Source organism: Aristaeella hokkaidonensis (genome assembly GCF_018128945.1).
In the GTDB taxonomy this organism is placed as follows: domain Bacteria; phylum Bacillota; class Clostridia; order Christensenellales; family Aristaeellaceae; genus Aristaeella; species Aristaeella hokkaidonensis.
On the sequence record NZ_CP068393.1, the window covers coordinates 59,805 to 79,286 of the forward strand.

At 56.3% G+C, this 19,482-nt stretch carries 15 protein-coding genes; 13 read left to right on the top strand and 2 right to left on the bottom strand.

Going from position 1 to position 19,482, the window contains the following annotated elements; genetic code table 11:
- Positions 1–42: 42 nt before the first annotated feature.
- The 7 genes from JYE49_RS00315 (at position 43) to JYE49_RS00345 (ending at position 9,321) form a co-directional block, all read left to right on the top strand.
- Positions 43–1,656 (top strand): mannitol dehydrogenase family protein, encoded by a 1,614-nt coding sequence (locus tag JYE49_RS00315; protein WP_093956730.1) that lies wholly within the window; start codon positions 43–45, stop codon positions 1,654–1,656.
- Between the two features lie 30 nt (positions 1,657–1,686).
- Positions 1,687–3,177: a tagaturonate reductase gene (locus JYE49_RS00320; RefSeq protein ID WP_093956729.1), complete on the top strand. Its 1,491-nt coding sequence runs from the start codon at positions 1,687–1,689 to the stop codon at positions 3,175–3,177.
- Positions 3,178–3,268: 91 nt separating this feature from the next.
- The gene (locus JYE49_RS00325; protein WP_093956728.1) at positions 3,269–4,750 is read left to right on the top strand and encodes a UxaA family hydrolase; all 1,482 of its coding nucleotides are present in this window, start codon (positions 3,269–3,271) and stop codon (positions 4,748–4,750) included.
- 126 nt (positions 4,751–4,876) lie between these two features.
- The gene (locus JYE49_RS00330; protein WP_093956727.1) at positions 4,877–5,515 is read left to right on the top strand and encodes a bifunctional 4-hydroxy-2-oxoglutarate aldolase/2-dehydro-3-deoxy-phosphogluconate aldolase; all 639 of its coding nucleotides are present in this window, start codon (positions 4,877–4,879) and stop codon (positions 5,513–5,515) included.
- Positions 5,516–5,520: 5 nt separating this feature from the next.
- Entirely contained in the window at positions 5,521–6,618 is a 1,098-nt protein-coding gene (locus JYE49_RS00335; RefSeq protein WP_093956726.1) for a sugar kinase, read from the top strand.
- 74 nt (positions 6,619–6,692) lie between these two features.
- Positions 6,693–8,105 carry a glucuronate isomerase gene (gene uxaC, locus JYE49_RS00340; RefSeq protein WP_093956725.1) on the top strand — a complete coding sequence of 471 codons (1,413 nt, stop codon included), beginning with the start codon at positions 6,693–6,695 and terminating at the stop codon, positions 8,103–8,105.
- A gap of 172 nt (positions 8,106–8,277) precedes the next feature.
- Entirely contained in the window at positions 8,278–9,321 is a 1,044-nt protein-coding gene (locus tag JYE49_RS00345) for a hypothetical protein (RefSeq protein WP_093956724.1), read from the top strand.
- Between the two features lie 144 nt (positions 9,322–9,465).
- Here JYE49_RS00345 and JYE49_RS00350 read toward each other — a convergent pair whose 3' ends face one another.
- Both JYE49_RS00350 and JYE49_RS00355 read right to left on the bottom strand, forming a co-directional pair.
- Entirely contained in the window at positions 9,466–10,242 is a 777-nt protein-coding gene (locus JYE49_RS00350; protein ID WP_093956723.1) for a hypothetical protein, read from the bottom strand.
- A gap of 20 nt (positions 10,243–10,262) precedes the next feature.
- Positions 10,263–11,312, bottom strand: a complete 1,050-nt coding sequence (locus tag JYE49_RS00355; protein WP_093956722.1) for a LacI family DNA-binding transcriptional regulator — start codon at positions 11,310–11,312, stop codon at positions 10,263–10,265.
- A 261-nt stretch (positions 11,313–11,573) separates the two neighbouring features.
- Between JYE49_RS00355 and JYE49_RS00360 the strand changes: the two genes are divergently transcribed.
- The 6 genes from JYE49_RS00360 (at position 11,574) to JYE49_RS00385 (ending at position 19,473) form a co-directional block, all read left to right on the top strand.
- Complete coding sequence (locus JYE49_RS00360; RefSeq protein ID WP_179217273.1) at positions 11,574–12,809, top strand: ABC transporter substrate-binding protein; 1,236 nt, start codon at positions 11,574–11,576, stop codon at positions 12,807–12,809.
- A gap of 122 nt (positions 12,810–12,931) precedes the next feature.
- Positions 12,932–13,852, top strand: a complete 921-nt coding sequence (locus JYE49_RS00365) for a carbohydrate ABC transporter permease (protein WP_093956918.1) — start codon at positions 12,932–12,934, stop codon at positions 13,850–13,852.
- Positions 13,853–13,870: 18 nt separating this feature from the next.
- Positions 13,871–14,737, top strand: a complete 867-nt coding sequence (locus JYE49_RS00370) for a carbohydrate ABC transporter permease (RefSeq protein ID WP_093956720.1) — start codon at positions 13,871–13,873, stop codon at positions 14,735–14,737.
- Between the two features lie 14 nt (positions 14,738–14,751).
- Positions 14,752–16,581, top strand: coding sequence for a heparinase II/III domain-containing protein (locus JYE49_RS00375; protein WP_093956719.1), 1,830 nt, complete (start codon positions 14,752–14,754; stop codon positions 16,579–16,581).
- The gene (locus tag JYE49_RS00380) at positions 16,578–18,380 is read left to right on the top strand and encodes a DUF2264 domain-containing protein (protein ID WP_093956718.1); all 1,803 of its coding nucleotides are present in this window, start codon (positions 16,578–16,580) and stop codon (positions 18,378–18,380) included. Before JYE49_RS00375 ends, JYE49_RS00380 begins: the two co-directional genes overlap by 4 nt.
- Positions 18,364–19,473, top strand: coding sequence for a glycoside hydrolase family protein (locus JYE49_RS00385; protein ID WP_093956717.1), 1,110 nt, complete (start codon positions 18,364–18,366; stop codon positions 19,471–19,473). Before JYE49_RS00380 ends, JYE49_RS00385 begins: the two co-directional genes overlap by 17 nt.
- The last annotated feature ends 9 nt before the right edge of the window (positions 19,474–19,482 follow it).

Sequence of the window (19,482 nt, forward strand, 5' to 3'; positions counted from 1 at the left end):
GTGAAGAATGATAATTGAAAGCAGAAGGAATGGAGAATTGATATGAGGGTAAGTCTGGAGAATCTGAAGGATCGGGCCGGCTGGGAGAAGGCCGGGGTGCGCCTGCCGGCGTTTGATATCAGCGCTATGAAGCAGAAGACGGAAGAAGCACCTATGTGGGTGCACTTCGGCGCGGGAAACATTTTCCGTGCGTTCATTGCCGTGCTGCAGCAGCGGCTGCTGGATGCCGGTCTTTCAGACCGGGGTATTATCGCCGCGGATACCTTTGACGTGGACAACATCCGGATGATTTACGGCGGATATGATAACCTGACACTGAGCGTGACCCTGAACGCGGACGCGACCATCGACAAGGAAATCGTGGCATCCGTTTCGGAAGCGGTGGTTGCCCAGCCCGGGGAACAGGCGGATTATGCCCGGCTGCTGCGGGCCTTTGCCGCCCCTTCTCTCCAGATGATCAGCTTTACGATTACTGAAAAGGGCTATGCCCTGCGACAGATTGACGGAAACTACCAGAAGGTGGTGGAAGAAGACCTGAAGAACGGACCGGAAAAGGCCCGCCATGCCATGACGATTGTAACAGCGCTGCTGTATCACCGGTACCAGAACGGGAAGCTTCCGCTGGCAGTGGTGAGCATGGACAACTGCAGCCACAACGGGGAAAAACTGCAGAGCAGTATCCTGGAGGTGGCCAAGGCCTGGCAGGTGAACGGCTTTGTACCGAAGGACTTTGTGAAGTGGCTTTCGGACGAAAGCCAGGTATCCTTCCCTTGGAGCATGATCGACAAGATTACGCCCAGGCCCGCTCCTGAGGTTCAGCGGATGCTTGAGGAAGCAGGCATTGAAGCTGTGGCTCCGCTGGAAACGTCCCGGGGGACTTTTGTGGCGCCGTTTGTGAACGCGGAGAAAGCCCAGTACCTGGTGGTGGAAGACAAGTTCCCCAACGGCCGTCCGCCTCTGGAAAAAGCCGGTGTGTATTTTACAGACCGGGAGACAGTGAACAAGACGGAACGGATGAAGGTGACCACCTGCCTGAACCCGCTGCATACCGCCCTTGCGGTTTATGGCTGCCTGCTGGGCTATACCCTGATCCGGGAAGAGATGAAGGACGAGGACCTGGTGAAGCTGATCCGCCGGCTGGGATACCAGGAAGGACTGCCGGTTGTGACGGATCCGGGAATCCTCAGCCCCAAAGCTTTCATTGACGAAGTGGTGGAGGAACGGCTGCCCAATCCCTTCATGCCTGACGCCCCGCAGCGGATTGCGACAGACACCTCCCAGAAGGTGGGAATCCGCTTCGGTGAAACCATCAAGAGCTACCTGGCGGAGAACCGTTCCATGGATCAGCTGGTAGCCCTGCCGCTGGCGATTGCGGGCTGGCTCCGGTATCTGCTGGGTGTGGATGACGCAGGCAATGCCATGCCATTGTCCGGAGATCCGCTGCTGGAGGAGCTGCGGGCCATGCTGTCCGGAATCGAGCTCGGAAAGCCTGAAACCTGCGGCGACAAGCTGAAACCGATTCTGTCCAATCCCATGATTTTCGGCAGCGACCTGACCCGGTGCGAACTGGGAGAACGGATTACCGGATACTTCCTGGAAGAAATCCAGGGTCCCGGCGCTGTACGTGAAACCCTGAAGAAAACACTGACCGACTGACAATCTGATTTTATCCTGGAGGAAAAGAAGATGGCACAGTTGAATTATCAGGTGCTGAAAGAGTCCGGATACGACGGATTTGTGCTGGAACAGGCACCGGAAAAGGTGATGCAGTTCGGCGAGGGGAATTTCCTTCGCGCCTTTGTGGACAACTTCATCGATATCGCAAATGAGAAAGCCGGGTTTAACGGAAAAGTGGTGCTGGTTCAGCCCATCGCCCAGGGCCTGACAGAGCTGATCAATCAGCAGGAAGGCCTGTATACCCTGTATCTCCGGGGCAGCGAAAAGGGCGAGAAGGTGGACCAGAAACGGGTCATCTCTGCCGTGAGCCGGTGCATCAATCCCTATGAGAACTGGGAGAAGGTGCTGGAAACGGCCCGGAGCGGGGAACTTGAGATCATCGTTTCAAACACCACGGAAGCGGGTATTGTCCACGATACGGAGAGTACCTTTGATCAGGTGCCGCCGGTTTCATTCCCGGCCAAGCTGACCAGGGTGTTGTATGAACGGTTTACCGCCGGGCGGAAGGGTATCATCATGCTCAGCTGTGAACTGATCGACAACAACGGAAAAGAGCTGCTCCGCTGCGTGAACCAGTATATTGACGACTGGAAGCTGAGCGAGGATTTCCGACGCTGGGTGAATGAGGAGAATATCTTCTGTTCCACGCTGGTGGACCGGATCGTTCCCGGGCGGATCCGCGATCCCAAAGAGGTGGAAAGCCTGAACGCAAAGAACGGATACGAGGATCCGCTGACGGACGTGGGTGAGGTTTTCGGAATCTGGGTGATTGAAGGACCGCAGGAACTCGAGGACCGACTCCCGTTCAGGAAGGCCGGTGTGCCGGTAATCGTGGTACCGGACGTGACTCCCTATAAGAAACGCAAGGTACGAATCCTGAACGGCGCCCATACCGGTTTCGTACCCGGAGCCTATCTGGCCGGGTTTGACATTGTACGAGACTGCATGCATGATGATACCGTGCGTGGATATATGAACCGGATGCTGTATGAGGAAGTGATTCCGACCCTGCCCCTGGACAAAAAGGACCTGGAAGAGTTTGCACAGGCTGTGCAGGACCGGTTCAACAATCCTTTTGTCAATCATGAGCTGATGAGCATCAGCCTGAATTCCACCAGCAAATGGCGGGCACGGAATATGCCGACATTCCTGGACTATGTAAAGGAAAAGGGAAGCCTGCCGATCTGCCTGACGACCAGTTTCGCAGCATATGCCGCGTTCTACTCCAACGACGTACAGGCGCTGACGGAGCAGGGCCTGATTTGCCGCCGGCCGAAGGGCAACGAGTACACAGTGAGCGACGACCGGTATGTGCTGGAGTTTTTCTACAGCCATCGGAACGATTCTCCGGAGGAACTGATCCATGCGGTCATGACCAACACGGAGATGTGGGGAATGGACCTGACCACGGTGGCAGGCTTCGAAGAAGCCGCGGGCAGGATCCTGAAAACGATCCGGGAAGAAGGCGCACTGAAAGCATTCGGGGAATGCCTGGAATAATGCACAATGTACAATGCATAATGCATAATGAAATTCAGAATTCAGGGCTGTTACTCCCTGATTTATGACGATGCTTTGCATGGAGAAAGACATGAACGAAATGGTGCGGATTACGCCCCGGGATATGGTGGCGGTGGCACTGAAACCGCTGAAAGCCGGCGAAACCGTTTCCTGGGGAACCGGTAAGCTCACCCTGAAGGATGACCTGCCGATGGGCCATAAAGCGGCCCTGCGGGATATCCGGAAAGGGGAGGCGGTCATCAAGTACGGTTATCCTATCGGAGAAGCCACAGAGGATATTCCGGCAGGTGGGCACGTACATGTCCATAACCTGCATACGCTGCTGTCCGGGGAAAAAGAATATGAGTGGCATCCCGTGTATCCCCGGCAAGAAAAAGAAGAGCCGGTTTCCTTCATGGGGTATCCCCGGAAGAACGGGAAACCGGGCATCCGGAATGAACTGTGGATCCTGCCGACAGTGGGCTGCGTAAATGACGTGGCGAAGGCGCTTGCCCGGGAGGCGCAGAAACTGGCCGGCGGCGCGGTGGAGGGCGTGTATGCCTTCTCCCATCCATACGGATGCAGCCAGCTGGGAGATGACCAGGACAATACACGGAAAGTGCTGGCGGCGCTGGCAACACATCCCAATGCCGGCGGCGTGCTGCTGTTGGGACTGGGCTGCGAAAACAGCGGGATTGAACAGATCAAACCTTTCATGAAGGATTATGATGAAAGCCGGATCCGCTTCCTGGTGAGCCAGGACTGTGAGGATGAGCAGGAAGCGGGCATGAAGCTGCTGGAAGAACTGGCGGAACGGATGCGCCGGGATGAGCGGGTTCCCTGTCCGGCAGATCAGCTGACGATCGGCCTCAAGTGCGGCGGATCGGACGGGCTGTCCGGTATCACAGCCAACCCGGCAATCGGCGTATTCAGCGACAGGCTGACCGCTATGGGCGGAGCCACGATCCTGACTGAAGTGCCGGAAATGTTTGGCGCTGAGACTATCCTGATGGACCGGTGCGAGAGCGAGGAACTGTTCCGGAAAACCGTGGGTCTGATCAATGATTTCAAGGCGTACTTTGAGAGCTATCATATGCCGGTATATGAGAATCCTTCTCCGGGCAACAAGGCTGGCGGTATCACTACCCTGGAGGACAAGGCGCTGGGCTGCACCCAGAAGAGCGGAAGCTCGCCGGTGAAAGGCGTGCTGGCTTACGGAGAACAGGCGGTAACGGCGGGCCTGAACCTGCTTTCTGCACCGGGAAACGACCTGGTGGCTTCCACCGCCCTGGCGGTTTCAGGGGCACAGATGGTGCTCTTTTCCACCGGCAGGGGAACGCCTTTCGGCTGCCCTGTGCCGACGCTGAAGATTGCATCCAATACTCCGTTGGCACAGAAGAAACGGAACTGGATCGACTTTGACGCGGGAAGGCTGCTGACAGGCATGACGCTGGAAGAACTGGGCGGAGAACTGCTGGACACCGTGATGCGGATTGCTTCCGGTGAAAAGACCAGGGGAGAAATCAACGGGTTCCATGACCTGGCGATCTTCAAACAGGGAATAACGCTTTGATTTGAAAATCCTCAGATTTTCAAATCAAAGCAATGAAGAATGAAAAATGAAGAATGAAGAATTGAGAAAGTAATTCCAGATTAATCATTCATTATACTGACGGATATGTTGAGGGGGAGAAATTCGATGACAGAAATGATGAAGAAACTGAAGGGAATCGGTATTGTGCCGGTTGTGGTGCTGGACAGCGCTGAAGATGCGCTGCCGCTGGCGGAACGGCTGATGGCCGGCGGACTGCCCTGCGCGGAAGTGACCTTCCGGACCGCAGCGGCGGAGGAATCCATCCGGAGAATGGCCAAAGCCTTCCCGGAAATGATTATCGGCGCGGGCACCGTGCTGACCACGGAACAGGCGGACCGGGCGATTGACGCAGGCGCTACGTTTATTGTCAGCCCCGGATTTAATCCGAAGGTTACGGAGCATGTGCTGAAAAAGGGTGTTCCGATGACTCCCGGCGTATGCACTCCTACGGAGATTGAAGCAGCGCTGCAGTTTGACCTGGACGTGCTGAAGTTCTTCCCGGCGGAACCGGCCGGCGGCCTGAAGATGATCAAGGCCCTGGCGGCACCGTATGTAGGCCTGAACTTTATGCCCACCGGCGGCATCAACGCGGAGAATGTGCGGGATTACCTGGCTTATGACCGGATTGTGGCCTGCGGCGGCAGCTGGATGGTCAGCGGCAAGCTGGTGAAAGCCGGACAGTTCGATGAGATTGAACGGCTGGTTCGTGAAGCGGCCGGCATTGTGAAAGAAATCAGGGGGTAATGAATATGAACCTTAATCTGAAACCTGCTGAAGAGTGCCGCTATGACGCGGTATCCCTGGGTGAAATCATGCTGCGCCTGGATCCCGGTGAGGGCCGGATCCGGACTGCCCGGGAGTTTAAAGCCTGGGAAGGCGGCGGTGAATACAATGTGGTCCGTGGCCTGCACAAGTGCTTTGGCCTGAAGACCGGTGTGATTACTGCATTTGCGGACAATGAAGTCGGCAAACTGCTCAGGGACCTGATTGAACAGGGCGGCGTGGATACAGACCTGATCTGCTGGAAAAAGACGGACGGTATCGGCCGCGTCTGCCGGAACGGCCTGAACTTCACAGAGCGCGGATTCGGTATCCGGGGCGCGGTGGGGTGTTCTGACCGTGCCAACACAGCCATTTCCAAAGCTACTCCCGAAGACTTTGACTTCGACTATATCTTCGGCAAGCTGGGCGTCCGGTGGCTGCATACGGGCGGCATCTACGCGGCACTGTCCGAACAGAGCTGTGAGACCGTTATCGCCGCGTGCAAGACTGCGAAGAAATACGGCACCCTGATCTCCTATGACCTGAATTACCGGCCTTCCATGTGGTCCGCTATCGGTGGCCTGGAAAAAGCCCGGGAGGTTAACCGGGAAGTTGCCAAATATGTGGACGTGATGATCGGCAATGAAGAAGACTTTACCGCCTGCCTGGGATTCGAAATCGAGGGGAACGACGCAAACCTGAAGGAACTGAACCTGGACGGGTATTACAAGATGATCGCGGAAGCGGCGAAGCAGTACCCCAACTTCAAAGCCATCGCCACCACGCTGCGCACTGTCAAAACCGCTACGGTAAACGACTGGAAGGCGATCTGCTGGGCGGATGGAAACGTCTATATGTCAAAGGCTTTTGACAACCTGGAAATCCTGGATCGCGTGGGCGGCGGTGATTCCTTCGCCTCCGGCCTGATCTACGGCCTGATGACCACCGGTGATCCTGAACTGGCTGTCAATTACGGCGCGGCTCACGGCGCGCTGGCGATGACCACCCCCGGCGACACCAGCATGGCCAGCAAGGAAGAGGTTGAATCCATTATCAAAAACGGCAGCGCAAGGGTTAAAAGATAACGAACAATTAACAATGAATAATGAACAATGAACAATTATGAATGGTGTGCGTATGTGCAGGAAAGGAAATGTGAATGAAAGCGTTTCTGGACAAGGAGTTTTTGCTGAATACGGAAGCGGCGAAGAAGCTGTATCATGAAGCGGCGGAGAAACAGCCGATTATTGACTATCACTGCCATCTGAACCCCAGGGAGATCTGGGAGGACGTCCGTTATGAAAACATTACCCAGGTATGGCTGGGCGGAGACCACTACAAGTGGCGCCTGATGCGCTCCGCGGGTGTGCCGGAGAAGTACGTCACCGGTGACGCCTCTGACCGGGAAAAGTTTGACAAGTACGCGGAAGTACTGGGAAAGTCGATCGGCAATCCCCTGTATCACTGGAGCCACCTGGAGCTGCGCCGTTTCTTCGGCTATGAGGGTATCCTGAACAAGGACACTGCGGGGGAAGTCTGGGAACTGGCCAACGCGAAACTGCAGAGCGAAGGCTATTCCGCCCGGGGCCTGATCATGATGAGCAATGTGGATACAATCTGCACGACGGATGATCCGGCAGATACGCTGGAGTGGCATGAGAAGCTGGCGGCGGACAAAACCTTCCCGGTGACGGTACTGCCGGCCTGGCGTCCGGACAAGGCCATGAACCTGGAAAAGACAACCTGGCCGGAATACATTGCGCAGCTGGAAAAGGCAGCCGGTATGAAGATCGCATCCTTTGCCGACCTGAAGAATGCCCTGCACAAACGGCTGGATTTCTTTGCTGCCCACGGGTGCAAACTGAGCGACCATGGACTGAATTACGTCATGTATGCACCTGCGGACGAGGCGGAGGTTGAAAAGATCTTCCGGGAGCGGGTGGAAGGAAAACTGCCGGACGCTGAGGCGGAAGCCAAATTCAAGTGCGCCTTTATGATGGCCATGGCGGCTGAATACCGTGAACGGGGATGGGTGATGCAGCTGCACTACGGCTGCCGCCGGGATAACAACCCGGTGACCTTCCGCACAATGGGACCGGATACCGGTTTTGACTGTGTGGATAATACCGCCCCCAGTACCCAGACGGCTGCTTTCCTCGGCGCACTGGAGGATAAGGGCAAGCTGCCGAAAACGATCCTTTACAGCCTGAACACCAATGACAACGCGGCGATCGATACCATCCTGGGCTGCTTCCAGAACGATGAGGCCGTAGGCAAGATCCAGCACGGTTCCGCCTGGTGGTTCAACGATCACTTTGACGGGATGGTCGAACAGCTGAAGAGCCTGGCTTCCCTGGGATACCTGGCCGGATTTGTGGGTATGCTGACGGACAGCCGGAGCTTCCTGAGTTATCCCCGGCATGAATATTTCCGCCGGATTCTTTGCCGGGTCTTCGGAGAATGGGTGGAGGCAGGCTTCTATCCGGAAGATTATGACACCCTGAAGGAGATTGTGGCGGATATCAGCTACCGCAACGCAAAGCAGTACTTCGGCTTTGAAAGCAAGAAATAATCATTCCCTTCGGAAGAGAATGAAGCCCCCGGAATTATGGCGATTCCGGGGGTTTCTTCTTTGCTCCGGGAAGCCCGAAATTTGCTTTTTCCGCAGACAGTATCATATAATTATGCTGTAAGACAGCTCAATTGCAGGACGTGACAATCTATGAACCGAGGGGGAAACGAACATGAAACGAATCCTTGCGGTATTGCTGGCAGCGGTTATGCTGTGCGGGATAACAGCCCTGGCGAGCGAGCCGGACGGCTATGTGGCGACAGGCGGATGGATTATTGACCAGCAGACGTATTCCGGTACGTGGCAGCAGGCCTATCTGCAGATCCTGAACAATCATTCCGCGGCAATACATGCTTACCAGAACCGGACGATTGAATACTACCTCAGCGATGCTGTGATACAGGTGCCCTGTAAGCCGGTTTCCCTGGCGGATATCACCGGGGACGGCATTCCTGAACTGATTTTCATGGAAAAGGCGAACGAGGAACGGGGCGATCTGTACATCTATTCCACAAACGGTGCAGTCGTCAGGTGCGTGCTTTACGTGCCGGGTATTACCCGTATCGGATATGACGACGCGGGAATGAACTTTGATGTCTACCTGTCCTCAGCAAACGGCGGAACACTGGTGCTTGAATATGATGAGTTTGAATGGCCCTGGACCCTGCAGCTGACGCGGAACGCCTTCGGACAGTATACACTGCTGAATTACCTGCGGGCGGAATACGATAATTCCAACGAGGATAATGACAGGTTCTGGCAAAACGGCGGACTGATCAGCTACAATGATTACGAAAACATGCTTCAGACGCTGCGCAACGGCAGGACAATGACCCTGTCCACCTATACAATGGATGACGTCAGCCGCTATGGTTTTTCCCTGGACTGGGAGGGAGCAGCTTCCATCCTGAGCGGCAGCACGGTCACGGCAGCGCCGCAGAGCGGCCCCAAAGCAGACGGCGTGATGGGGCTGACCATTGATAAGCTGGCGACCCGTAAAGGCCCCGGGACGCAGTATGACGGCGGCGGTACCTACAGCGTGAAGAATCAGTGGATTAAGGTGCTGGCCAAGGCCTGGGACAGCCGGAATAATATCTGGTGGGTGAAGTGCGAGATTCCGTATCACGGGGAAATCCGGGTGCTGTGGACCGGGTGGAAGCGGTTTGATCATACGACGATAACGTTAGACGATTTGATGGAAGAGGTATGGGAATAAGATTTCCAAACCTCTTCCACAATGAAGAATGAAGAATGAAAAATGTAGAATGTTGGAGAAAACTGCTTCCATAAGGAAGCAGTTTTTTTGAATGAAGTGAAAAGTGATGAGTGAAGAGTGAAGAGTGTTGCGACAGTCCGAAGTTTACAGGTCGTGACCGTAAACTTCGAACTGTCGCAAAGCAGGAAAAGCAGACGGGTCGTTGCTTTTGATGAGGCGCTCAAGGCGGAGCCAGCGAACGGTGCGTCCGCCCAGGCCGATCCACTGGCGGTCACCGGTTTTTTCCAGGGGGAAGGAAATGTCACTTCCATCTGACAGGACGACATGGCCGGCAGTCCAGTATGCGTCATGGGGGAAATCTGCCCGGAGGGTCAGTGCCATCTTTTCAGCGATGACCGGACGGCCCAGATCCAGCAGGCACCAGGCATCCTCCCGGGCACCGATGCCCCAGCTCTGGAAAGGCCATTCGCCGTGGAATGTATTCAGGCGAAGACCGTCAATCACATTGCGGGCACAGAAGCAGGCTTCATTTCGGGTCTCCACGTTGGCGGTGCAGTGGGGAAAGAAATCTGTATCGCCGCGCAGGTCGGCAGGGTTGCAGGCGACGTTCCGGATCCGGCAGAGCGTGTTGGCAGAGACTGCTGACGCAGTGATGATGTGGCGGGGAGACTCAAAGAGCCCCGGCGCATAGGCCAGACGGTGCTCTCCGCAGGGAACGGGCCAGGTCATCTTTTCATCCGGCAGATAAACCTCCCCGGAGGGCAGCGCCTGATCCATCTGAATCCTGAGATGCCGGCCGCCGGATATGCGGATGACATCCCCGGGCTGGTAGACCCGATCCACGGAAAGGAAAGCTTCCTCCGGATGCTCCGAGGAAGCAAGGACTGTGCCGTCAGCGGCCTGAACAAGAATCGTAATCATTACTGTTTATTCCTCCGGGATTACAGTTTGCGGAAACCCAGCTGCGCGCCGCAGCTTTCGCGGACGACGAGGGTGGCTTCCCGGACCATGGCAAAGGAACGGGAAGAGGATTCCCGGGCCAGCAGCAGCTCCCGTATGGCACTGCGGGCCATTTCCTCCGGGTGAAGATCCACCGAGGTCAGGGAAGGATCTGTATAGGCACAGAAGAACTGATTGTCGCAGCCGATGATTGCCATGTCATCGGGGAGCTTCAGCCCCATTTTCTTCAGCTGTTTCATAACACCGAGGGCTACCAGATCATTGAAGGTCACGATGGCGCTGGGCCAGCGGCTGCGATCCAGGCCGGAAAGCATCCGGAGAACGGCACGTTCACCACTTTCCATATCATAACCGGCGTCCACGTGGTAGGCGGGATCATCCGGCAGATCCATCAGCCGAAGCTGCTCCAGGAAGCCGACGCCCCGGCGGGAGGTATCCCGGCTGTGCATGGAGCCGCCGAGGAAGGCGATGCGCCGGTGCCCCAGGGTGTGGAGATGACGGATGGGAAGCCGGGAACAATTGACCAGGTCGCTCTGGATGCAGATGCATTCCAGCGAAACGTCATCCGGGCAGATGGTGGCAACCGGCATATACTTGCCGAGCCGCTCCAGCGCGACGTTCAGGTCATCCCGGTCAGCCGACCAGATGCTTCCCGCGAACAGCACGCCGTCCATACGGCAGCGGATCAGTTCGTTAACAATCTCGGGTGAGATGGCCTGGTTTTCCATGGTCTGGAAGAGACGGACGCTGCATCCGTTCTTTTCCGCTTCCCAATAGGCGGCATCGAAAATCCGGTTGAAATACAGGTTGGACACGACGGGGAGGACCAGGGCCAGGGTGCGGGTGCGCCCGCCTTCCAGGTTCTGTGCGGAAAGGCTGGGGGTATAGTCATGAGCGTCAATGATCTGCTGGACCTTTACCCGGGTGGCCTCGCTGACGTGAGGGTCATGCCGGAAGACACGCGTGACCGTGGCGGTGGAGACTCCGGCCTCCCGGGCAATATCGTAAATGGTCACTTTTTTGCTCATCATTCTCACCTGTTTCTGATCTTTGTCAGCATGATACCATGACGGAATCTGAAAAGCAAGAAAAATGTTACCGATAACATATATTTTGTATCAGAAAAAACGATCAATTATGGGAAATAACACTTGACAATAAGGGATAAAAACCATAATATTTAGACAAAGACAGGGAAACGGAAAGGTAAACGGCATAGAGAACAGGATTTCATATGCTCCAGGTCGTGAAACCGATAACATTCCCTAACAATGATTGAGGAGGAACCTATCATGAAGAAAATGCTGTCAGTACTGCTTGCCGTGATGCTGATGATGTCGCTGCTGGCCGTACCCGCCCTGGCCGAGGACCAGGTGCTGACCGTGGTGACATGGGATGCCACCACAACCCCTTACCTGATTGCCCAGAAGGATGCTTTTGAAGCCTCCCATCCCGGCGTCACCATCGAGTATGTGGACGTCGCTTCCCAGGATTACGCTGTGAAGGCGACCACCATGCTCGAAGGCGGAGACACGAGCGACATTTTCATGATCAAGGAAATTGACAACCTGATCAACTGGCAGGCTCAGGGCTTCGCAGCTCCGCTGGATACGAACGGATATGATATGTCCGGATTCGTAGGTACTGAAGTAAACTATGCCGTGGACGGTGTGCAGTATGCCATTCCGTTCCGCAGCGACTTCTGGGTGCTGTTCTACAACAAGGATCTGTTCGACGCTGCCGGTGTGGAACTGCCCACCAATGACATGACCTGGGATCAGTACGCTGAGCTGGCCAAGAAGATGACCGACAAGGATAAGGGCATCTACGGAACCCATTATCACACCTGGCTGTCCGCCGTGGTGAACTGGGCTGTGTGCGACGGCGTGAATACACTGGCTGACAAAAACTATGACGACCTGCTTTACTTCTACAAGCTGTATCAGGATCTGGAAGATTCCGGCGCCTGCATGAGCTATGCGGATCTGAAGGCCGCCGGCCTGCACTACTCCGCTGCTTTTGCCAACGGCAACATCGCCATGCTGCCCATGGGCTACTGGTACGTGTCCACGCTGATTGGCTACAACAAGGACGGCACCTGCAACTTCAACTGGGGCATCACCGCTGTTCCGCACGCTGAGGGCGTGGCCGCAGGTTCTTCCTTCGGCAACCTGACCGGTGCGATGATCAACGCCAAGTCCGAGAAGAAGGATCTGGCCTGGGAGTACATCTCCTGGCTGGGCGGCGTGGAAGGCGCCAAGGCTACGGCTTCCGTCGGTGCCCGTCCCGCGTGGGTTTCCGAAGAAGTGGCCGCCAGCATGTCTTCTGTGGAAGGCTTCCCGGCTGACGAGACCAGCAAGGGCGCCCTGCTGCCCGCCGCTGTGGCAATGGAATGGCCGGTGGCTGAAAAGGTCGCTGACATCAAGACGATCGTGAATGAAGAACACAGCATGATCATGGCTCGTGAAATCACCCCCGAAGAGGGTATCGAAGAGATGAACGAGCGGGTGGCTGAACTGTTCGAATAATCCCTGATCAGGATATAACCCCCAGGCAGGGAAGGCTGCTTGCCTTCCCTGCTTTTTTCAGAACACGGGAAAGGAAACGATGACACATGAGCCAGTCGGAAGTAAGAAAAGTCCGGTACAGGATGGGCAAGCTGGAAAGAAAGAATACGCTGGTGGCATATTCTTTCCTGGCGCCTAACTTTATCGGGTTTGCGGTCTTTACACTGGTGCCGGTGATCTGCGCCATTGCCCTGTCACTGTTTGAGTGGAACGGCGGAGACATCTCCAAGCTGAAGTTTGTCGGACTGGACAACTACGCGACGATCTTTGCCACGAAAAAGGTGGCGGAGAAAGGCCTTGCTTACTTTTTTAACCGGGCGGACCTGGGCATCGCATTGAAAAACACGGTGTATTATACGGTGGTTACCGTACCGCTGACGATTATATGCGCACTGGCGCTGGCGCTGCTGCTGAACAAAATCAGGGGCGCGGTGTTCTTCCGGACCGTTTTCTTCTTTCCCTATGTTTCCTCGATGGTGGCGATCTGCGTCTGCTGGTCCTTCATGCTGATGAAGGACGGCCCGGTGAACCAGATCATCATGGCACTGGGAATCAACTTCAACAAAGGCTGGACGGCGGACAGCACGATGGCCATCTGGTCCATCATCCTGGTAAGCGTATGGCGGAACATGGGATACTACATGGTTCTTTACCTGGCCGCCTTGCAGGGGATTCCCCGTGAACTGATGGAAGCGGCTACAGTGGATGGCGCAAATAAGTGGCAGCAGTTCTGGCATGTGACACTGCCGCAGCTGAAACCCACCACCTTCTTTGTTTCCGTGATGATGGTGATTTCCTGCTTCAAAATCTACGACGTGGTGGCTATCATGACGGACGGAGGTCCCGGCCGGGCAACCAAGATGCTGGTGACCTACATCTATGACGAGGCCTTCATCAAGGTACGGTACGGCCAGGCCAGCGCCATTTCCATGGTGCTGCTTGTGATCGTGCTGCTTGTGACGATTATCCAGTTCGGCTCCGAGAAGAAGTTCTCGAATGACTGAGAAAGGAGGAGATGAATCATGGAAACGGCTGTTCACAGCAGGGAAATCCGGAAGGATAACCCGACACTGCATAAGATTCTGAGAAGCATCATCTGGATTCTGCTGATCCTGCTGACTGCCTTCACGCTGATTCCCTTTGTGTGGATGATCTCCTCCTCGCTGAAGCTGGACAGGGAAGTATTTGCTTTCCCGATGCGCTGGATTCCGGAGACCTTTCACTGGGAGAACTACTCCCTGATCTGGCAGAAGGTGCCGCTGGTAACTTATTTTAAAAATACCGCGTTTATCGCGATTGTGGTCACGCTGCTCCAGACGCTGACCTCCTCCTTCGCGGCTTATGCATTCGCGAAACTGAATTTCCGCGGGAGAGACGTGCTTTTCCTTTGCTATATCGGCACGATCGCGGTGCCTTGGCAGGCCTACATGCTGCCCCAGTTCATCATGATGCGGTCCATCGGATTGTATGATACGCTGTGGGCCATGGTTGTGCTGCAGGCGTTCTCGGCGTTCGGCGTGTTCCTGATGCGGCAGTTCTACCGTTCAATTCCCACTGAGCTTTGCGAGGCGGCGAGGCTGGACGGACTGAGCGAATACGGTATCTGGGCGCGCATTATGCTGCCGCTTTCCAAGGCGGCCATCGCGACACTGGTGATCTTCACGTTTGTAAACACCTGGAACGATTATATGGGCCCGATGATTTACCTGACCCGGGATATCAACAAGACGGTGCAGGTGGGCCTGCGGCGCTTTATCCAGGAAAACTCCAGCGATTATCACCTGATCATGGCGGCGTCACTCTGTTCGCTGCTGCCGGTATCGGTGGTATTCCTGTGCCTGCAGCGGTATTTCATTGAAGGGATCGCCACCTCAGGACTGAAGGGCTGATCCGGGAGGCTAAAATGCTGACAGCTTTCTTACGGGAGCATCCGATGCGCGAACTGCTGAAGGGCGGAACGCGCAGGCTGTATCCGCCGGCTGAAGACCGTAAGGCCTGGGACGGAATCCCGGCGGGATACAGGAGGGAAATCCGGAAAATGGCGGAGGATTACGCGAAGACGGATTATCCGCTCCGCACTGTGTCAGGGTTCCTGGCTTTTGTCCGGATCGGTGACCGGCAGGCGGATGAAAAGCCGTATTTTACCCGCCGTCGGAAACTCTGTGCCGCCGTGATGAACTGCTGCGCCTTTCCGGATGCGGAAATGGATGACGTTCTGAACGGAATCTGGCTTCTGTGCGAGGAAAGCAGCTGGGTGATCAGCGCGCATAACGTTAACCCGATTCCGGGAGCACCAAAGGCAGCGGAATATCCGCTGCCGGACGTCCGGAAACCCTATATTGATCTGTTCAGCGCCCAGACCGGTATGATCCTGGCACTGACAACGTCGCTGCTGGGAAAACGGCTGGACGCTGTTTCACCGATGATTCGGAAACGGATCACAGAGGAGATCCGGAGGCGGATCCTGCGTCCGTTTATGAAGACGGATGATTTCTGGTGGATGGGAGTCCGGCGGAAGGATCTGAACAACTGGACGCCGTGGATTCTGTCCAACATTATGGTGTGCGCTGTGCTGGATCCTATGCCAGCAGGAAACCTGTCGACATTACTGACCCGTGCGTGCGGGATGCTGGACCGCTATATCGCGATCCTGCCGGAGGACGGCGGATGCGATGAGGGAGCAGGTTACTGGAACATGGCCGGCGGCGCGTTGCTGGACTGCCTGACGCTGCTGGAAACTGTTACGGGAGGCCGGATGACCTTCCGGGAGAATGAAAAGATCCGGAATATCCTGCGGTTCCCGTTGACGATGGAGATGGGGAACGGCTGGTTTGCCAATTTTGCGGACTGCGACGCCCGTCCCTTTATCAGCGGGGAACGGATGGAAACAGCAGGACGGATGCTGAAGGATCCGGCGCTCACCGTACTGGGAACGCGGATGCGGGGGACCATTGCGGATCAGCTGAACGACGTACCGCACCTGACCCGGGCACTTGACCTGATTTTCCATGTACCAGCCGATAAAACAGACCTGAGTGCCGATAAACCGGAGGATGCGTATCTGCCGGATCTGCAGGTGCGACTGGTCCGCCGGGACAGATGGACGCTTGCCTGCAAGGGCGGACACAACGGAGAAAGCCACAACCATAATGATATCGGCTCCTTTATCCTTTTCCTGGACGGAGAACCGGAGGTAGTGGACGCAGGCAATATGGTCTATACCGCAAAGACGTTCTCGGAAGAACGCTATACGCTGTGGAACGTCCGGGCGGAATGGCATAACCTGCCGGTGATCGGCGGGCATGAACAGCGGGAGGGCGCAGAGCATACGGCCCGGAATGTGAGCATGACGCCGGACGGCATGGAAATGAACCTGGAAGCCGCTTATGACGAAAAAGCAGGTATCCGGGAACTGAAACGCAGCTTCACGCTGACAAAGGGCGGCCTGAAGCTGACAGATGCAGGAAGCCTTCGAAAGGGACAGGAGATTACCTGGATCTTCCTGCTGCGCAGGAAGCCGGTATGGGAAAACGGACAGGTCAGGGCGGGAAACCTGATCATCCGCTGCCCGGAGGGACTGGAATATACAGCAGAAGAAAAACCGGTGACAGATCCGCGGATGGCCCGCAGCTGGCCGGGAAGCCTCTGGCGGATCAGACTGAAGAGCGAAAAGCTGGAACGATTCCGGATGACATTTGAGTTTGCAGCAGCGGACCGGGAGGCGTCGAAATGAACGGAACAAACGATTCCCTACGTACACGGCGGGACCTGGTGCAGGCGGCAACGGCAATCCTGCAGCCCCTGACATCCTGCATGACGCCGGGAAAGGCCCGGATTTACGTCGGCAACGGATCCGCCCATTATGCCGAAGACGTGGCCGGAATGGAATGTTGGAGCAGGGCACTGTGGGCACTGGTTCCGATGCTGATGGGGAAGTGCCCTGAAGCGGAGGCCCTCTGGCCGCTGTGGCAGGAAGGCATGATCCACGGAACGGATCCGGGACATGAGGAGTACTGGGGGACTATCCGTGACTATGACCAGCGGATGGTGGAAATGGCTGTCATCGGATGCGGCTTATGCTTTGTGCCTGAATATTTCTGGAATCCGCTGAATGAAAGCCAGCGGCAGCATCTGTATGACTGGCTGAATCAGATCAACCTGTATGACATGCCGAAAAACAACTGGCGGTTCTTCCGGATCCTGGTGAACATCGGCTTCCTGAAAAACGGAATGCCGGTGGATGAAGACCGGATGCGGGAAGATATGGATCTCATGGAAAGTCACTATACCGCCGACGGCTGGTATTTTGACTATCCGACCAAACGGGATTATTACACGCTGTGGGGTTTTCATTTCTACAGCCTGCTGTATGCAGCGGTGATGGACAGGGAAGACCCGGAAAGATGTGTCCGGATCCGGGAAAGGGCGGCGCTGATTGCACCGAGATTCGCCTGCTGGTTTGACCGGGAGGGAAGGGGCCTGCCTTACGGAAGAAGCCTGACCTACCGCTTCTGCCAGAGCTCCTTCTGGGCAGCGGCGGCTTTTGCCGGGGTGGAATGCCGTACGCCGGACATCGGACAGATGAAGCATCTGCTGCTGAACAACCTGCGGTTCTGGCTGAACCGGCCGATCTTTGACCGGGGCGGCGCCCTGACTGTGGGATACGGTTACCCCAACCTGTGTGCGGCGGAAGGATACAACGCGCAGGGATCTCCCTACTGGGCGCTGAAAACCTTCTGGATCCTGGCACTGCCGGAGGAACATGCCTTCTGGCAGGCAGAAGAGAAAGAGTACCTGCCGCCGGAGCGCTTCCTGGATGAACAGGTACGGCTGCTGCTGACACGCGATCCGGAAAACCGGCAGGTGGTGGCGTATACAGTGGGCAATCATGCCTGGGAGCATATGCACGAGGACGAGAAATACGAAAAGTTTGCGTATTCGTCCCAGTTCGCTTTCTCCGTGGCAAAAGAGGAATCCGCGCTGAACCGGGGCGCCTATGACAGCATGCTGGCGGTGCGCGCCGAAGGCCGGGACTTATGGCATGTGCGCAGCGGCTGCGAAAAATACCGGCTGGCGGAAGACCGGATTTCATTCACCTGGAGCCCGATGAACGGGGTGACGATTGACACGGTGATTGTCCCGGCCGGCATGTGGCATGTGAGGAGACATGTCATCCGTACAGACGTTACCCTGGAAGCGGCGGAAGGAGCATTTTCCGTGCCCCGGGACTGGGCGGGGGCAAGGCCCTGTGACCGGATCAGAACAACTACAAATGCAGGCGAAGGATATGCCTCGGCTGCGGGTGAACGGGGAACAAGCGTGATCTATGGCCTGGAAGGCTATGCGAAGGGGGAAGTCATCGTGACCGAACCCAATACAAACCTGATGGAACCGCGGTGTGTGCTGCCGACGCTGCACAGCCGGCTGGAACCGGGTGAACATAAACTTCTGTGCGCGGTGTACGCTGATGCCGGGAACAATCTGCCGGACGGAATACCCGAGGAGGTAAAAAAACTTGCTGGAACGCTATGAAGAAGCACTGAGCCGGATCGCCGGAAAATACAGGAAAACCGCGGAAGCGGCAGCAGAGGCCGGGATTATTCCTTACCAGAGCGCGGGCGGGAAATGGATCACCAGTCCCTATGACGGGAACAGCTGGTGGACCGGAGGATTCTGGCCGGGCCTGATGTGGCAGCTGTGGGTGCTGACAGGAGACAGTTTCTTCCGGCAAGAGGCACGCCGGGCTGAAAAACTGCTGACGGAGGAGTTCCGTTCCTTCCGGCTGCTGAACCATGACGTTGGTTTTATGTACCTGCTGTCCTGCGGAGCGGACGCCAAGCTGACAGGGGACGCACAGGCGGAGACAGATACACTGCATGCAGCCTCCTTGCTGATGGGACGGTTTAATCCTGCGGGATTCATCCGGGCATGGAACGAGCCGGAACGGACGGGATATGCCATTATTGACTGTATGATGAACCTGAACCTGCTGTATCGTGCCAGCCGGGATACGGATGATCCGCGGTTCAGGCTGACGGCAAAAATCCACGCCGACACAACCCTGCGGGAATTCCTGCGGGAGGACGGATCGGTAAGCCATATTATTGAGTTTGATCCGGAAAGCGGAAAGCGGATCCGGGAACACGCGGGGCAGGGCTGCGCACTGGGAAGCCAGTGGAGCCGGGGACAGGCCTGGGGCCTGTACGGATTTGCGCTGGCCGGGCGGCATCTGAAGGATGTGAAGTACACAGAGGCGGCGAGGAAAATCGCCGGAAACTTCACAGCACATATCCGGGAGGACGGCCTGACAGACTGCGACTTCTGCCAGCCGGCGGAGGAGGAACGGATTGACAATATTGCCGGGGCGATCGCGGCCTGCGGCCTGCAGGAACTGGCGTCGCTGACCGGTGAAGACACCTGGAACCAGCATGCGGAACGGCTGATTGACGGAATGCTGGAACACTGTGCGGACTGGGGAAATGAACACTGCGGCATTCTCACCCGCTGCACGGCAAGCTACCATGACGACGGAGCCGGACGGCATACCAATATAACCTACGGAGATTATTTCCTGGTGGAAGCACTGATGAAGTTCTGCGGCAAGGATCCGGAACTGTGGAGCTGAGACAGGAAG

Coding starts and splice junctions, on each gene's coding strand:
- JYE49_RS00355 (WP_093956722.1), bottom strand. CDS start 11,312: ATGATGAGCAAAAAAGTGACCATTTACGATATTGCCCGGGAGGCCGGA.
- JYE49_RS00320 (WP_093956729.1), top strand. CDS start 1,687: ATGGCACAGTTGAATTATCAGGTGCTGAAAGAGTCCGGATACGACGGA.
- uxaC (WP_093956725.1), top strand. CDS start 6,693: ATGAAAGCGTTTCTGGACAAGGAGTTTTTGCTGAATACGGAAGCGGCG.
- JYE49_RS00315 (WP_093956730.1), top strand. CDS start 43: ATGAGGGTAAGTCTGGAGAATCTGAAGGATCGGGCCGGCTGGGAGAAG.
- JYE49_RS00330 (WP_093956727.1), top strand. CDS start 4,877: ATGACAGAAATGATGAAGAAACTGAAGGGAATCGGTATTGTGCCGGTT.
- JYE49_RS00335 (WP_093956726.1), top strand. CDS start 5,521: ATGAACCTTAATCTGAAACCTGCTGAAGAGTGCCGCTATGACGCGGTA.
- JYE49_RS00365 (WP_093956918.1), top strand. CDS start 12,932: ATGGGCAAGCTGGAAAGAAAGAATACGCTGGTGGCATATTCTTTCCTG.
- JYE49_RS00370 (WP_093956720.1), top strand. CDS start 13,871: ATGGAAACGGCTGTTCACAGCAGGGAAATCCGGAAGGATAACCCGACA.
- JYE49_RS00375 (WP_093956719.1), top strand. CDS start 14,752: ATGCTGACAGCTTTCTTACGGGAGCATCCGATGCGCGAACTGCTGAAG.
- JYE49_RS00325 (WP_093956728.1), top strand. CDS start 3,269: ATGAACGAAATGGTGCGGATTACGCCCCGGGATATGGTGGCGGTGGCA.
- JYE49_RS00345 (WP_093956724.1), top strand. CDS start 8,278: ATGAAACGAATCCTTGCGGTATTGCTGGCAGCGGTTATGCTGTGCGGG.
- JYE49_RS00380 (WP_093956718.1), top strand. CDS start 16,578: ATGAACGGAACAAACGATTCCCTACGTACACGGCGGGACCTGGTGCAG.
- JYE49_RS00350 (WP_093956723.1), bottom strand. CDS start 10,242: ATGATTACGATTCTTGTTCAGGCCGCTGACGGCACAGTCCTTGCTTCC.
- JYE49_RS00360 (WP_179217273.1), top strand. CDS start 11,574: ATGAAGAAAATGCTGTCAGTACTGCTTGCCGTGATGCTGATGATGTCG.